Origin of the sequence: Virgisporangium ochraceum (genome assembly GCF_016863655.1) — a bacterium.
Taxonomy (GTDB): domain Bacteria; phylum Actinomycetota; class Actinomycetes; order Mycobacteriales; family Micromonosporaceae; genus Virgisporangium; species Virgisporangium ochraceum.
The window spans coordinates 1-13,996 of record NZ_BOPH01000031.1 but is presented as its reverse complement, the minus strand read 5'-3'; the positions used below and the strand labels follow the sequence as shown (position 1 = coordinate 13,996).

11 protein-coding genes and 1 pseudogene are annotated in these 13,996 nt (G+C 72.1%); 5 read left to right on the top strand and 7 right to left on the bottom strand.

What is annotated here, in order from left to right; genetic code table 11:
* Positions 1-68: 68 nt before the first annotated feature.
* The 4 genes from Voc01_RS13180 to Voc01_RS13165 all read right to left on the bottom strand — a co-directional run bounded on the left by Voc01_RS13180 (position 69) and on the right by Voc01_RS13165 (position 3,621).
* Positions 69-722, bottom strand: coding sequence for a DUF8185 domain-containing protein (locus Voc01_RS13180; RefSeq protein WP_203927665.1), 654 nt, complete (start codon positions 720-722; stop codon positions 69-71).
* Positions 710-1,111 (bottom strand): acyl-CoA thioesterase, encoded by a 402-nt coding sequence (locus Voc01_RS13175; protein ID WP_239160154.1) that lies wholly within the window; start codon positions 1,109-1,111, stop codon positions 710-712. The genes Voc01_RS13180 and Voc01_RS13175 overlap by 13 nt, the downstream gene beginning before the upstream one ends.
* Positions 1,112-1,277: 166 nt before the next feature.
* Positions 1,278-2,954, bottom strand: a complete 1,677-nt coding sequence (ettA, locus tag Voc01_RS13170) for an energy-dependent translational throttle protein EttA (RefSeq protein ID WP_203927664.1) — start codon at positions 2,952-2,954, stop codon at positions 1,278-1,280.
* Between the two features lie 94 nt (positions 2,955-3,048).
* Positions 3,049-3,621: a hypothetical protein gene (locus tag Voc01_RS13165; RefSeq protein ID WP_203927663.1), complete on the bottom strand. Its 573-nt coding sequence runs from the start codon at positions 3,619-3,621 to the stop codon at positions 3,049-3,051.
* Positions 3,622-3,769: 148 nt separating this feature from the next.
* Here Voc01_RS13165 and Voc01_RS13160 point away from each other — a divergent pair, with 148 nt between their 5' ends.
* Together Voc01_RS13160 and otsB are read left to right on the top strand one after the other, a co-directional pair.
* Positions 3,770-5,182 (top strand): alpha,alpha-trehalose-phosphate synthase (UDP-forming), encoded by a 1,413-nt coding sequence (locus tag Voc01_RS13160; protein ID WP_203927662.1) that lies wholly within the window; start codon positions 3,770-3,772, stop codon positions 5,180-5,182.
* Positions 5,179-5,934: pseudogene (otsB, locus tag Voc01_RS13155) on the top strand (trehalose-phosphatase); the annotation flags it as partial. The gene Voc01_RS13160 and the pseudogene otsB, both read left to right, overlap by 4 nt.
* On the opposite strand, the gene cobA reads toward otsB, so the two are convergent.
* Positions 5,896-7,128 carry a uroporphyrinogen-III C-methyltransferase gene (gene cobA / locus Voc01_RS13150; protein ID WP_203927768.1) on the bottom strand — a complete coding sequence of 411 codons (1,233 nt, stop codon included), beginning with the start codon at positions 7,126-7,128 and terminating at the stop codon, positions 5,896-5,898. The pseudogene otsB and the gene cobA sit on opposite strands and share 39 nt — an antisense overlap.
* Before the next feature lie 57 nt (positions 7,129-7,185).
* On the opposite strand from cobA, the gene Voc01_RS13145 reads away from it, so the two are divergent.
* Positions 7,186-9,357 (top strand): transglycosylase domain-containing protein, encoded by a 2,172-nt coding sequence (locus Voc01_RS13145; RefSeq protein ID WP_203927660.1) that lies wholly within the window; start codon positions 7,186-7,188, stop codon positions 9,355-9,357.
* Between the two features lie 6 nt (positions 9,358-9,363).
* Here the strand turns inward: Voc01_RS13145 and Voc01_RS13140 are convergent, their stop codons facing one another.
* Both Voc01_RS13140 and Voc01_RS13135 read right to left on the bottom strand, forming a co-directional pair.
* Positions 9,364-9,945: a GNAT family N-acetyltransferase gene (locus Voc01_RS13140; protein ID WP_203927659.1), complete on the bottom strand. Its 582-nt coding sequence runs from the start codon at positions 9,943-9,945 to the stop codon at positions 9,364-9,366.
* Positions 9,945-12,263 carry a cobyrinic acid a,c-diamide synthase CobB gene (locus Voc01_RS13135; protein WP_203927658.1) on the bottom strand — a complete coding sequence of 773 codons (2,319 nt, stop codon included), beginning with the start codon at positions 12,261-12,263 and terminating at the stop codon, positions 9,945-9,947. Before Voc01_RS13135 ends, Voc01_RS13140 begins: the two co-directional genes overlap by 1 nt.
* A gap of 118 nt (positions 12,264-12,381) precedes the next feature.
* Between Voc01_RS13135 and Voc01_RS13130 the strand changes: the two genes are divergently transcribed.
* Both Voc01_RS13130 and Voc01_RS13125 read left to right on the top strand, forming a co-directional pair.
* Entirely contained in the window at positions 12,382-13,152 is a 771-nt protein-coding gene (locus Voc01_RS13130; RefSeq protein WP_239160153.1) for an SURF1 family cytochrome oxidase biogenesis protein, read from the top strand.
* Between the two features lie 155 nt (positions 13,153-13,307).
* Positions 13,308-13,901, top strand: coding sequence for a hypothetical protein (locus tag Voc01_RS13125; protein WP_203927657.1), 594 nt, complete (start codon positions 13,308-13,310; stop codon positions 13,899-13,901).
* Positions 13,902-13,996 lie beyond the last annotated feature (95 nt).

The window sequence follows — 13,996 nt, the reverse complement described above, 5'->3', positions numbered from 1 at the left end:
GGTACCCGTTTGGAGGACGGTTGACATCCCCCCAATTTCCCCCCGTGAGTGATCGGATGATAAAGCCTTCAGCCGTTCGGACGGTAGGGCGAGACCTGCAGGTTGAGGGATTCCCCGATCGGTCGATGCCAGCCGGTGCCGTACGCCCCCGCCAACGCGACCCACGGGCCGGCCCGGCGCACGCTCACCGGCGGGCCGTCGGGACCGCCGACGAAGTTCATGCGGATCACCGCCTGCACGAGTCGCTGCGGCACCTCGACCCGGCCGTCGGCGGTCTCCACCACGATCGGCACGTGGTCGAGCAGCGCGTCGCGGACCCGGCGGCTGCCCACCGCCCGGCCACCCACCCCCTGGTCGAGGGCCGTGCGGGCCGTCTCGGCAGCGGCGGCGGCCACCCGGTGCACCTCTGCCGCCGGGATCTCTTCGATGCGTCGACCCGTCGACGGCGGGAGCAGCCACCTCCACTCGTGATCACGCGAAGCTGGAAGAGTGGCGTCGCCCCGTAGCGCGTCCAATAGATCCTGTGCGCGGACCGTGACATCACGGCTGGAGACGGCCGGAAGCCCGCGGACGACCAGGACCCCGAACGGCACCCGCCCCCACAACGCGGTGCTCCCCACGCCCGGGACCAGCCTGATTACGGCAGCCTTGTCGAGGCGCAGGAGGCGACTCAGGAACGCGCCGACGTCGGGCCGCGCCTCGGCCGGGATCACTCCTGCCATGGCTCCAGGAACTCCCGCTCGGCGTCGGTCATCCGGCGCGGGCGTCCGGCGGCAAGGTCGAAGGGGACGCAGATGGTTTTTGCCCGGCTTGCCAGGTCTGTCCCGTCGAACAGCTCGTAGGCGATCGTGAACCGGCTGAAGCGGATCTGCTCGATCCACATCTCGATGTGCACCGGGTCGGTGTAGTCGACCGGCCGCAGGTAGTCGACCTCGTGCCGGGACACCACCACGCCCTGCTCGAAGCCGACCACCCCGGCCTTGCGCGCCTCCACGAACATCAACGCCACCCGCGCCTCCTCGTACAGCGTGAGGAAGCGCGAGTTGTTGACGTGTCCGAACGCGTCGAGGTCCGACCAGCGCAACGAGGCGGCGTAGTGGAAGCGCGCCACTAGGGGGTGCCTCGTGGATCTTGCCGAGTCTGCGGCGAGGCCCGGACGACGATCCGGCAAGGCGCGGTTCCGCCCGGATACCGGTGTTGTATCCGGGCGGAACCGCAACGCCGCCGGTCGTCGTCCGGGCCCGGCGCAGGCCGGTGAAGATTCACGAGGTGCCCCCTTAGTCGCGGGTGAGCCTGCGGTGGGTGACCCGGTGCGGACGGGCGGCCTCGGCGCCCAGCCGGTCGATCTTGTTCTTCTCGTAGGCCTCGAAGTTGCCCTCGAACCAGAACCACTTGGCCGGGTTCTCGTCGTCGCCCTCCCAGGCCAGCATGTGCGTGGCCACCCGGTCGAGGAACATGCGGTCGTGGGAGATGACCACGGCGCAGCCGGGGAACTCCAGCAGCGCGTTCTCCAGGCTGGAGAGCGTCTCGACGTCGAGGTCGTTGGTGGGCTCGTCGAGCAGGATCACGTTGCCGCCCTGCTTGAGCGTCAGCGCCAGGTTCAGCCGGTTGCGCTCACCACCGGACAGGACGTTGACCGGCTTCTGCTGGTCGGGACCCTTGAAGCCGAACGCGGCCACGTAGGCGCGCGAGGGCATCTCGACCTTGCCGACCATCAGGTGGTCGAGCCCGTCGGAGACGACCTCCCACACGCTCTGCTTGCCCTCCAGGCCCTCGCGGCCCTGGTCGACGTACGACAGCGAGACCGTCTCGCCGACCCGCACCGTGCCGTTGTCGGGCTTCTCCAGGCCCACGATCGTCTTGAACAGCGTCGTCTTGCCGACGCCGTTCGGACCGATGACGCCCACGATGCCGTTGCGCGGCAGCGAGAACGACAGGCCGTCGATCAGCGTGCGGTCGCCGAAGCCCTTCTGCAGGTCGTTGACCTCGATCACCGTGTTGCCCAGGCGCGGGCCCGGCGGGATCTGGATCTCCTCGAAGTCGAGCTTGCGGGTCTTCTCCGCCTCCGCGGCCATCTCCTCGTACCGGTCGAGGCGGGCCTTCGACTTGGTCTGGCGGGCCTTGGCGTTCAACCGCACCCACTGGAGCTCGTCCTCGAGCCGCTTCTTGAGCTTGGTGTCCTTGCGGCCCTGCATCTGCATCCGCTCGGCCTTCTTCTCCAGGTACGTGGAGTAGTTGCCTTCGTACGGGTAGGTGCGGCCGCGGTCGAGCTCGAGGATCCACGAGGCGACGTGGTCGAGGAAGTACCGGTCGTGCGTGATCGCGATGACGGTGCCGGGGTACTTGGCGAGGTGCTGCTCGAGCCAGAGCACGCTCTCGGCATCGAGGTGGTTGGTGGGCTCGTCGAGCAGCAGCAGGTCGGGCTGCTCCAGGAGCAGCTTGCACAGCGCGACGCGGCGCTTCTCACCACCGGAGAGCGGGCCGACCTCGGCGTCGCCGGGCGGGCAGCGCAGCGCGTCCATGGCCTGCTCGAGCTTGGAGTCGAGGTCCCACGCGTCGGCGTGCTCGAGCTCCTCCTGGAGGCGGCCCATCTCCTCCATCAGCTCGTCGGTGTAGTCGGTGGCCATCTCCTCGGCGATCGCGTTGTAGCGGGCCACCTTGGCCTTGACGTCGGCGACGGCCAGCTCGATGTTCTCCAGCACCGTGAGCGACTCGTCGAGCTTCGGCTCCTGGGCCACCATGCCGACCGAGTAGCCGGGCATCAGGCGGGCCTCGCCGTTGCTGACCTGGTCCTCACCGGCCATGATCCGCAGCAGGCTGGACTTACCGGCGCCGTTCGGGCCGACGACACCGATCTTCACCCCGGGCAGGAAGCTCAGCGTGACGTTGTCGAGCACGACCTTGTCGCCGTGCGCCTTGCGTGCCCTCTCGAGCGTGTAGATGTACTGGGCCACGGTGGGGCGCCCCTTCGATGTCTGGGAGATGATTCGGCCATATACAGCGACGGGCCGCCCGGAATTCTTCCAGGCGGCCCGTCGCTAGCTCAAATCACCCCTCGTAGCGGTCCACGGCGGGTTCGTTGCTCTGCTCGACGCCGTTGCTCTCGATCCGCAGGCGGTCGACACCGACGTAGTAGGTCGTGTCGCGGTTGCGGGCGAAGTAGAGGTCGGAGTCGCCCTCCTCCGCCGGGAGGAAGATGCTCGACTCGGTGGTCGCACCGTCGAACGGATTCCCGAGCGTGTGGCCCTGGTAGTAGAGCTTGCCGCCGCCGGAGCAGATCCACACCTCGGAGCGGCTGGTCTTGAGGTACCGCTTCACGGTCAGGGACGTGCCGGCCGCCGCCACCGTCTGGTCGGGGCACCGGTCGCGGGCGGTCGGACGGAACGAGCCGCCGGTGTTGGTCGGCGGTCGGGTGGTTCCGGTGGTCTTCGGGGTGCCCGTCGGCGTCGGTTGCGCGGTTGCCGTCGGCGAGGGCCCGGCGGCCCGGTCGCCGCCGTCCTTCTCGTGCTGGGAGCCGAGCACGAGCCCCACGCCGGTGCCGAGAAGCGCGAGAAATATCACGGCGATGACCACCGCACCGGTCGCCGAACGGCCACGCGGTTCATCGTCGAAGTCGGACATGTACTGGCTCCCATGAAGAAACGGCAAAGGTTAGAGCATCGCAGGCGCCCTGCTGAACGCCCAGCACGGCCTGATATCGAGGCACGTATCTGGGAGAACGGTCGGTAGCGTGGGGGACACGTGCCGCAAACCCGGAGGGAATTGCCAGGTGACGGGAAACAGTTCGTTCGTCGTGGTCGCCAACAGACTGCCGGTCGATGAGGTGCGCAGCCCCGAGGGGACCACCTGGCGGCGCAGCCCGGGAGGCCTGGTCACGGCGTTACAACCCGTCCTGGCCCAGCACAAGGGCACCTGGGTCGGCTGGACCGGCGGCATCACCAAGGCGGGCCGGCCCGCGCCGGACCCGTTCGAGGTCGACGGCATGGAGCTGTGCCCCTTGCCACTGTCGGCCGACGAGATGGAGCGCTACTACGAGGGCTTCTCCAACTCCAGCCTGTGGCCGCTGTACCACGACGCGGTGGAGCCGCCGGTCTACAAGAGGCGCTGGTGGGAGGAGTACCGCAAGGTCAACCAGCGCTTCGCCGACGCCACCGCGAAGGTCGCCGCACAGGGCGCCACCGTGTGGGTGCAGGACTACCAGCTCCAGCTCGTGCCGGCGATGCTCCGCGAGCAGCGGCCCGACCTGCGCATCGGCTTCTTCCTGCACATCCCGTTCCCGCCGGTCGAGCTGTTCATGCAGCTGCCGCGGCGGGCCGAGGTGCTCAAGGGCCTGCTCGGCGCCGACCTCGTCGGCTTCCAGCGTCCGCTCGGCGCCCACAACTTCCTGCAGCTCACCCGGCACGTGCTCGGGCTGCGCCCGCGCGGTGACAGCGTCGAGCTGCCCGACGGGCGCACCGTGCTCGCCGGCGCGTTCCCGATCTCGATCGACTTCGTCGAGATGGAGCGGCTGGCGCAGAGCGAGGAGGTGCGCCAGCGGGCCGCGGAGATCCGGGAGGAGCTGGGCAGGCCGGCGGCGATCATCCTGGGCGTCGACCGGCTCGACTACACCAAGGGCATCGAGCGCCGGCTCAAGATCTTCCGCGAGCTGCTGGCCGAGAAGCGGCTGACCGTGCCGGGCGCGGTGATGGTGCAGGTGGCGACGCCGAGCCGGGAGCGCATCGAGCAGTACCAGGCGCTGCGGGTGAAGGTCGAACGCGAGGTCGGCCGGATCAACGGTGAGTACGGTCGGGTCGGTGAACCCGCCGTCCACTACCTCCACCAGTCGTACAACCGGGCCGAGCTCGCCGCGCTGTATCTCGCGGCCGACGTCATGATGGTCACGCCGCTGCGCGACGGGATGAACCTCGTGGCGAAGGAGTACGTGGCGGCCCGGGCCGACAACGGGGGTGCGCTGGTACTCAGCGAGTTCGCCGGAGCGGCGGCGGAGCTTCGCCAGGCGTTCCTGTGCAATCCACACGATCTCGACGGGGTGAAGGAACTCTTGATGCGCGCCGTGAAGATCGAGGCGGGCGACGCGGCCCGCCGGATGCGCGCCATGCGCCGATACCTCCGCGCCCACGACGTGCAGGCGTGGGCCGAATCCTTCCTGACCGCTCTCGACCGAACGGGCCGACCGGCATGACCAGTGAACTGACGAGCGCCATCGAGCGGGTGGCCCGGGTGCCCACCCTGCTCGTGTCCGCCGACTTCGACGGCACCCTCGCCCCGATCGTGGAGAACCCGATGGAGGCGGCGCCGCTTCCGGAGGCCGTCGCCGCGATCGAGGGCCTCGCCGCGCTGCCGCGGACCGCGGTCGCGTTGATCTCCGGCCGGGCCCGCGCCGACCTGGCCGTCCTCACCGGGCTGTCCCCCGTCGTGCACCTGGTGGGCAGCCACGGTTCGGAGTTCGGCACCGGTTTCGTCGACGAGCTCACCGAAGACCGGCAGAAGCTGCTCGGCGACGTCGAGCGCGAGCTCACGACGCTGGTCGGCCACGAGCCGGGCGTGCGGCTGGAGGTGAAGCCGGCGAGCGTGGCCGTCCACGTGCGCACCGCGGCCCGCGACGTGGCCCAGCGGGTCGCCGAGGCGGTCCGCGGCGGCCCGGCGACCTGGCCGGACGTCGTGGTCACCAACGGCAAGGAGGTCATCGAGCTGTCGGTGATCACCACCCACAAGGGCACCGCGCTCGACACGCTGCGCGCGCAGCTGTCGGCGAGCGCCGTGGTGTTCGTGGGCGACGACGTCACCGACGAGAACGCGTTCGCCCACCTCGACGGGTCCGACGTGGGCGTCAAGGTCGGGCCCGGCGACACCCGCGCGCGGTACCGGGTCGACACCCCGCACGACGCCGCCCGGCTACTCGCCCTCCTCCTGGACACCCGGCGCGGCTTCCTCCAGGCTTAGCGCCCTCACGACGTCACCGATGATCACCACCGCGGGTGGTGCGACCCGCGCGGCCTCGCCCGCGACGGTGGCCAGGGTGGCGTGCACGACCTGCTGGGCCGCGGTGGTCGCCTCCTGGACGACCGCGGCCGGCGTGGTCGGTGGCCGGCCGCCGTCGATGAGTGCGGCCGCGATCGCCGGCAGGTTCTTCAGACCCATCAGGACGCACAGCGTGCCGCGCAGTCGGCCGAGCGCCGACCAGTCGACGAGCGACTCGGGGTGGCCCGGCGGCAGGTGACCCGAGACGACGACCAGCTCGTGGGCGACCCCCCGGTGGGTCACCGGGATGCCGGCCGCGGCCGGGGCCGCCAGCGCGCTGGTGACCCCGGGGACGACGAGCACGGGGATCTGGTGCGCCGCGCACGCGAGGAGCTCCTCGCCGCCGCGGCCGAACAGGTACGGATCGCCGCCCTTCAGCCGCACGACGAACTTCCCTTTGACAGCGCGGTCGACCAGAACGGCGTTGATCTCCTCCTGGGTACGCGCCGGGCCGTACGGGATCTTGGACGCGTCGACGACCTCCGCCTCGGGCCTCAGCTCGTCGAGCAGGAGGCCGGGCGCCAGCCGGTCCACCACGACGACGTCGGCGGCCGCGACCAGCCGCCGCCCCCGCACGGTGATCAGCTCCGGATCGCCGGGGCCGCCGCCGACGAGCGCAACCGTCCCCCGCTGCGGTTCGGCCGCTTCCTCGTTGGCGCTCTCCAGGTGGTCGCGGATCGAGTCGCGGACCGCGGCCGAGCGCTTGGGGTCGCCGCCGCCGAGGACCGCGACCGTGACCGGGCCGTGCCGGGTGACCGCCGGGGTCCAGGCCGTGGCGGCGTGCCGGTCGTCGGCGCGGACGCAGAACACCTTGCGCTCCCGGGCCGCGGCGCTCGCCAGCGCGCCGGCCGCCGGGTCGTCGACCGCGACCGTCACCAACCAGGCGCCGTCGACGTCCGCCGGTTCGAACCGGCGGCGGTGCAACGTGATCCGGCCCGTCTGCGCCATGCCTTCGAGGGCCGGCGTGGCCTCGGGGGCCACCACCGTGACCTCCGCGCCGGCGTCGAGGAGCGCCGGCACCCGGCGGGTCGCGACCGCGCCGGCACCGACGACGAGCACGCGCAACCCGTCGAGCTTCAGTCCCAGCGGGTACAGGTTCATCGGAATATGATCCGCCACCTCGACTCGGCTATGAATTGGGATGATTTGTCCTAGCCTAGAGCCATGGCGCGAGTCCGTTTCATAAGGCGGGTCGCGACCCTCGTCCGAACCGGAATCGTCGCGGGTGTGGTGGTCGCTGCCCTGCTGTACCCGCTGGTGGCCCTCGGCGGTCTGGGCATCAAGACCGGTGCCTCCGAACTGGCCGGTGACCTCGGCCGGCTCAGGACCGCGCCGCTGTCGCAGGTGTCGCGGGTGTACGCCGCCGACGGCAGCACGCTGATCACCCAGTTCTACGAGGAGTACCGCATCCCCGTCGAGCTCGAGACGGTCTCGCCGCACATGCAGCACGCGATCATCGCCGCCGAGGACGTCCGGTTCTTCGAGCACAACGGCGTCGACGCGCGCGGCATCGCCCGGGCGTTCGTCGCCAACCAGCGGGCCGGCGGCGTCTCGCAGGGCGCGTCGACGATCACCATGCAGTACGTGCGCATGTCGCTGCGCGACTCGGCCGACTCCCCCGAGGAGGTCTTCGCCGCCGTCGAGCAGACGCCCACCCGCAAGCTGCGGGAGATGCGGCTCGCCATCGACCTGGAGAAGGAGGTCTCCAAACAGGAGATCCTCGAGCGGTACCTCAACGCCGCCTACTTCGGGCACCGGGCGTACGGCATCTACGCGGCGGCCGAGGTCTACTTCTCCAAGACACCCGCCGAGCTGACCATCGGCGAGTCGGCCCTGCTCGCCGGGCTCGTGCAGGCGCCGTCGGCGTACGACCCGGCCACCCGCGACCGGACCGCCGCGCACGACCGCCGCAACTACGTCATCGACCGGATGGTCGCGTCGGGGTTCGTGACCCCGGAGGTCGCCACCGAGGCACAGGCCGCGCCGATCCAGCTCAACCTGCACGAGCCGCCGAACGACTGCGTCGACGTGCCCGGCGCGGTGAACCACTGGGGCTTCTTCTGCGACCTGTTCAAGACCTGGTGGATGACCCGGCCCGAGTACGGCGCCAACGCGATGGAGCGGCTCGATCTCCTCCGCCGCGGCGGGCTGACCGTGGTGACCACGCTCGACCCGAAGGCGCAGGCGGCCGCGTACGCGCAGGTCGCCAGCCGCGAGCGGATCGGCTCGGCGTTCGCGCTGGGCACGGTGGCGGTCGAGCCGGGGACCGGGAACGTGCGCGCCATGGCCGTCAACCGGGTCTACTCGCTCGACCAGGCCGGCAACGGCCGGCACACCGACCCCAAACGGGCCCGCCTCGGCGTCCGCGGCAACTACCCGGCGACCGTGAATCCCCTGCTCGGCGGCGGCAACCTGCCCGGCTACCAGGCCGGCTCCACGTTCAAGCTGTTCACGATGCTGGCCGCCATCGAACGCGGCATGCCGCTGTCGACCGCGATCAACAGCCCGCACCGGTACCATTCCCGGTGGAAGACCGAGTGGAACAGCCCCGCCCGGTGCAACGGGCAGTACTGGTGCCCGTCGAACGCGTCGGCGTCGATGGCCGGCCGGCACACGATGTGGAGCGGCTTCGGCAAGTCGGTGAACACGTTCTTCGTGCAACTGGAGGAGCGGGTCGGGCCCGAGGCGGCCGTCCGGATGGCCGAACGCCTCGGGCTGACCTGGCACACCGACATCGACCGGCTGCAGGCCTCCCCCGCCAAGGCCCGCACGTGGGGCGCGTTCACGCTGGGCGTCGCCGACACGAGCCCACTGGAGATGGCCGGCGCCTACGCGACGCTCGCCGCCGACGGGAAGTACTGCTCGCCGTTGCCGGTCGCGTCGGTCACCGCGCCGGGCGGCGTCACGGTGAACGCCGACGGCAAGCCATACGCTCCCGGGCCGAACTGCGTGCAGGCGATCGCGCCGGAGGTCGCCCGCGGCGGACTCGACGCGGCCCGCTGCGTCACCGGGTACAACGCCGCCGGCGGGGCGTGCGGCGGTGGGACGGCTCCGGCCGTCTACAAGATCGTGGGACGTCCGGTGGCCGGCAAGACCGGCACCACCGACGACAACCGCGCGATCTGGTTCATCGGCATCACGCCGGGTCTGACCGCTGCCGGCTTCATCGCCGACCCGGACAACCCGTTCCACACGGTGGCTCCCGACGACCGGGTGAAGCCGAAGGAGGCGATCGCCTACACCCTGCGCGACGCCCTGGCCGGCGCGCCGGTGCTGGGCTTCGCCCCGCCACCGGCGCACGTGGTGGGCGCGTCCAAGCCGTCACGCGCCCGGTGACCCGGCTCAGGTCGGCCTGAGGTCCGCGCTCACCAGCGACCACATCTCGACGTCGACGCGTCCACTGTGGACGAACCCGGCGTTGCGCAGCAGCCCCTCGTAGCTGAAGCCGGCCTTCTCCACGACCCGCCGCGACGCGATGTTGCCCGGCGCCACGCGCACCTCGACCCGCTCGAAGCCGTGCTCGAACAGCAACGCGATCGCCAACGCGTCGACGGCCTCGGCCGCCACCCCGAACCCGCGTGCGGCCGGTGCGACCGCGTACGCGACCTCGACCGAGCCGGCCACCCAGTCGGCGCGCTGGGTCCACAGGCAGCCGACGAGGCAGCCGTCCTCGCGCCGGATCGCGCCGTAGTGGTCGCCGTCGCCGTTGTGCCGGCGCTCCTGGGCCAGGTCGGTGCACCAGGAGAGGCCGTCGACCACGAGATGTTGCGGCGGGAACGGCAGCCACCGCCGGGTGCGGGCGTCGGCGAAGATCTCGGTGACCGGGTCAGCGTCGCCGGCCGCGAGCTGCCGCACGTGCAGCCGTGGCGTGGCGACGGTGAGATCGGGGAACCGTCGCACGGGCACCGGCCAGCCGGTGTGCATCAGACAGCCTCCGCTCCGGACGGCCTGTTCCCGTCGGACCTGTCGTCGGGCCCGTTGTCAGGCCTGTCGTCCGGCCCGTCGTTGCCGGGACCTGTTCCGTCCGGCTGGTCGGCGCGCTCTGCGGGTTCCGCGGGTTCTGCCGGCGGCCCCGCGGGCGGGGACACCGGTACGGCGGAGACCGGCGCGGACAGGGCCGGCACCGACGAAGCCGGCGCCGCGGCCGGCGCCCCCGACACGGGCGTGCCCGACACCGGAGTGCCCGACACGGGCGTGGACGGCGCCGGAGTGCCCGACACGGGCGTGGACGGCGCCGGGACGGCCGAGACCGGCTCGCCGGCCGGTGCGGCGTCGGCGGTCTGTTTCGGGTCGCCGAGCATGGACGGGAGCCGCGGCCAGCCACCCGTGTCGGCGGGGAGCGGCTCGGGATCGTGGGTCGGCACCGACCCCGCGGTCAGCGGTGCCGGTGACGCCGGTGCCGATGCCGGAACCGACGCCTCGTCCGCCGGCGCCGAACCGACCCGTGCGGAGCCCGCCGCAACGGAGCCCGCCGCAACGGAGCCCGCCGCAACGGAGCCCGCCGCAACGGAGCCCGCCGACGCGGAGCCGGCCGAGACCGAGCCGGCCGGTGACACCACCGGCGTTCCCAGCGGTGGGGTGGTCGCGGACACCGCCGGTGACACCGCCGCCGTTCCCGTGGGGGGCGCGGACGCCACCGACGTGTGGTCGACGCGCGGCGGGATCTCCGGCGCCCACGGCTCCAGCGGCGGCAGGTCGTCGCCGTCGGTGACGTACGGCGGGGGCAGGGCCGGGGTGACCGACGCGGCCGGGGACTTGTACGTGCCGGCGGCCGGCAACGCCCAGCTCTGGGCCATCGACGGCGGCGCCGAGGTGACCGGGTGCGGCGGCGAGTACGCCGACGACAGCGCGGCCGCCGCGCTCACCAGCCGCGACGCCATCCGCGGGACGCCGGCCCAGTGCAGCGACAGGTACGACGCGTGCACCGCGCCCTCGATGAAGCCCTCCGGATGCCCACCGGCCCAGACCCAGGCCGGCCGGGACCCGGCACGCGGGGTGATGCTGGTGCGGTGCAGCTTGTGCCCGGTGACCGAGTCACCCCGGCCGTGGACGACCGAGGCCATGCAGGCCGCCGCCTCGCGGTAGCCGACGACGTACCGGTCGGTGGTCGTGGCGGTGGCGTCCAGGACGCCGCACATCGGCAGGCCGTCGATCTCGCGACCCAGCCAGACCAGGCCCGCGCCCTCGGCGATGATGGGCCGGCCGGTGCGGGCCAGGTTCAGCACGTCGCCACGCAGGCGCGTGTTCGCCGACAGCTGGTCGGTGTACGCCTCGGGCAGCCCACCCGGCACCACGAGCGCGTCGACGCGGTCGGGCAGCCGGTCGTCGCGCAGCGGGTCGATGTGCACGATCTCGGCACCGGCCGCGGCGAGCAGCTCGGGCATCTCGGCGTAGCCGTAGGCCGACGCGACAGCGATCACCGGCCGGTGGCCGGTGCCGTACGGGGCGAAGACGTCGCCCGTCGAGTCGACCACGCTGTCGAGCGCGAGCGCGTCGGTGGGCGACCACGCGTCGGTCGCCAGCCGCGGCGCCGACCTCGCCAGCATGAGCACCCGTTCGAGGTCCACCGCGTTGGCGATCAGCTCGCCGAGCCGCCGGATGCCGCGCAGCGCGTCGAGGTTCCGGTGCGCCGCCGGCGCGAGCCCGTGCTCGCGCGGCGGCAGCGCGGCACCGCCGGCGCCGAGCGCGGCCAGGTCGCGGCGACGCAGCGCGCCCAGGACGGGGACGCCGATGTCGGCGAGCGACTCGCGCAGCAGGTGCTCGTGCCGGCTGGAGATCGTGCGGGTGAGCACCACTCCGCCGAGCCACAGCAGCTCGTCGTACGTGCGGAACCCGTGCACCAGCGCCGCCGCCGACTGACCCATCGCCGCCACGTCGACCACCAGGATCACCGGCGCGCGCAACAGCCCGGCGATCTGCGCCGTCGACTCGCTGTCGGTGCGGCTGGTGAGCCCGTCGTACAGCCCCATCGTCCCCTCGACGACCGCGACGTCGCTGCCCGTCGCACCGTGCGTGAACAGCGGCGCGATGCGGTGCGAGCCGACCAGCCGAGGGTCGAGGTTGCGGCCCGGACGGCCGGATGCCAGGCCCAGATAGGCGGCGTCGACGAAGTCCGGACCGATCTTGAACCCGGACGGCCGCAGCCCCCGCGCGGCCAACGCCGCGAGCACACCCACCGACACGGCGGTCTTGCCGTGACCGGAGGAGGGCGCGCTGATCACGATCCGCGGAATCGAGCTCATACCCCGTCCAGCCTCCCGAGCACGCTCACGCTTGTGCGCCGGCACCGCGTGGCGGCACCGGCGGGTCGCACGATACCGCGACCGAACAAGCGCCCGTGAGCCTCACTAGAGTTGGGGCGTGTACCGGTTCCTGCTCACGCGGCGATGGCTGGGCCTCGCGGCGCTGATGTTCGGGCTCGCCGTGGTGATGGTGGGCCTGGGCAACTGGCAGCTGAGCAGGTACCAGCAGAAGTCCGCGATCAACGAACGTATCGACGCGGCCGCGGTCGCCGCGCCGGTCGCGGTGGAGAACGTGCTGGTGACGGGCCGCGCGCCGGCCCGGGAGCAGCGGTACACCCGGGTCACCGCCACCGGCCGGTACGACCCCACCAACGAGATCCTGGCCCGCGGCCGCACCATCGACGACCGGGTCGGCTACGAGATCCTGACCCCGCTGGTCCTCCCCGACGGAACGGCCCTGCTCGTCGACCGCGGATGGGTGCCGGCGGGCGCCAACGCGCTGGCCATCCCCGAGTACCCGGCCGCGCCGACCGGCGACGTCACGGTCACCGGTGCGGTGCGCCTGCCGGAGCGCCAGCTCGGCAAGGTCGAGCGCACCGGCGGCCGCCTGCAGGTACGCCGCATCAACCCGGCACAACTCGGCCGCGAGCTGCCGTACCCGGTGCTGGGTGGCTACGTGTCGATCGAACAGGACGGGCTCCGGCCGGTCTCGGTGGAGTACGAGGGCACCCTGCAGAACGGCGGATACGCGCTGCAGTGGTGGGCGTTCGCCGCGCTCACCCTCGTGGGGTACGTCCATCTGGTACGCAAACAGGTCCGCGAGAACCGGCCGCAATCGCCGGAACCGGCGGATGGGGAGCCGGACAGGGAATCGGCACCCGCCGGCTGACCCGTGAACACGCGGCTACCGATAGGCTCACCTCCATGGCGGACCACGGGGCACACCAGCAGCAGCCTGACCAACCCTGGTCGGGTCAACCGGCGTACGGCGGTCCCCCGCCGGCTCCCGCGAGCGGGCCACCCATGCCCGCGAGCGGCGCACCCATGCCGGCGAGTGGCGCGCCGATGTCCGGTGGCGGCCAGCCGTACCCGCCGCAGGTTCCCGGTCCGTACCCGCCCCAGCAGGGCCCGCAGTACGGGCAGCCGTACGCACCCGGGCCGGTGAGCGGACCCGCGTACAACCCCCAGCCGGTGAGCGGCCCGACGTACGGCGCCCAGCCCGTGAGCGGCCCCACCTACGGCGGCCAGCCGACCACCGGCGGCCTGGTGCCCGTCAGCGGACCGGGTGAGCAGCCGATCGCGCAGATCGGCGAGATCGCCGTGACCACCACGATGGTGCACACCCCGGTGGGCGGCTGCCCGCTGCGCGGGTCCACGTGGGTGTCGCAGGACCAGTGGGTGTCCAGCCAGAAGACCCCGACGTGGGCCGTCGTACTGGCGATCGTCGGCTTCTGCTTCCTCACGTTCTTCAGCCTGCTGTTCCTGCTGGCCAAGGAGACCGTGCTGAGCGGCGTCGTCCAGGTGACCGTGTCCAACGGGCCGTTCACGTACGTCGCCCGCATCCCGGTGTACAACCAGGCGCAGGCCCAGCACGTCCACAACCAGGTCAACTACGCCCGCGCGATGGCGATGCGGTAAACGCCGCCGCGCGCGGAGCACGGCGCGCCGGCCTGTTGATCGTTGTTTGACCATGGTGGCAGGCGCGCTGGCCGGGTGCGGGCGGCACTAGCTCT

Coding starts and splice junctions, on each gene's coding strand:
- Voc01_RS13180 (WP_203927665.1), bottom strand. CDS start 722: ATGGCAGGAGTGATCCCGGCCGAGGCGCGGCCCGACGTCGGCGCGTTC.
- Voc01_RS13165 (WP_203927663.1), bottom strand. CDS start 3,621: ATGTCCGACTTCGACGATGAACCGCGTGGCCGTTCGGCGACCGGTGCG.
- Voc01_RS13145 (WP_203927660.1), top strand. CDS start 7,186: ATGGCGCGAGTCCGTTTCATAAGGCGGGTCGCGACCCTCGTCCGAACC.
- Voc01_RS13140 (WP_203927659.1), bottom strand. CDS start 9,945: ATGCACACCGGCTGGCCGGTGCCCGTGCGACGGTTCCCCGATCTCACC.
- Voc01_RS13135 (WP_203927658.1), bottom strand. CDS start 12,263: ATGAGCTCGATTCCGCGGATCGTGATCAGCGCGCCCTCCTCCGGTCAC.
- Voc01_RS13125 (WP_203927657.1), top strand. CDS start 13,308: ATGCCGGCGAGTGGCGCGCCGATGTCCGGTGGCGGCCAGCCGTACCCG.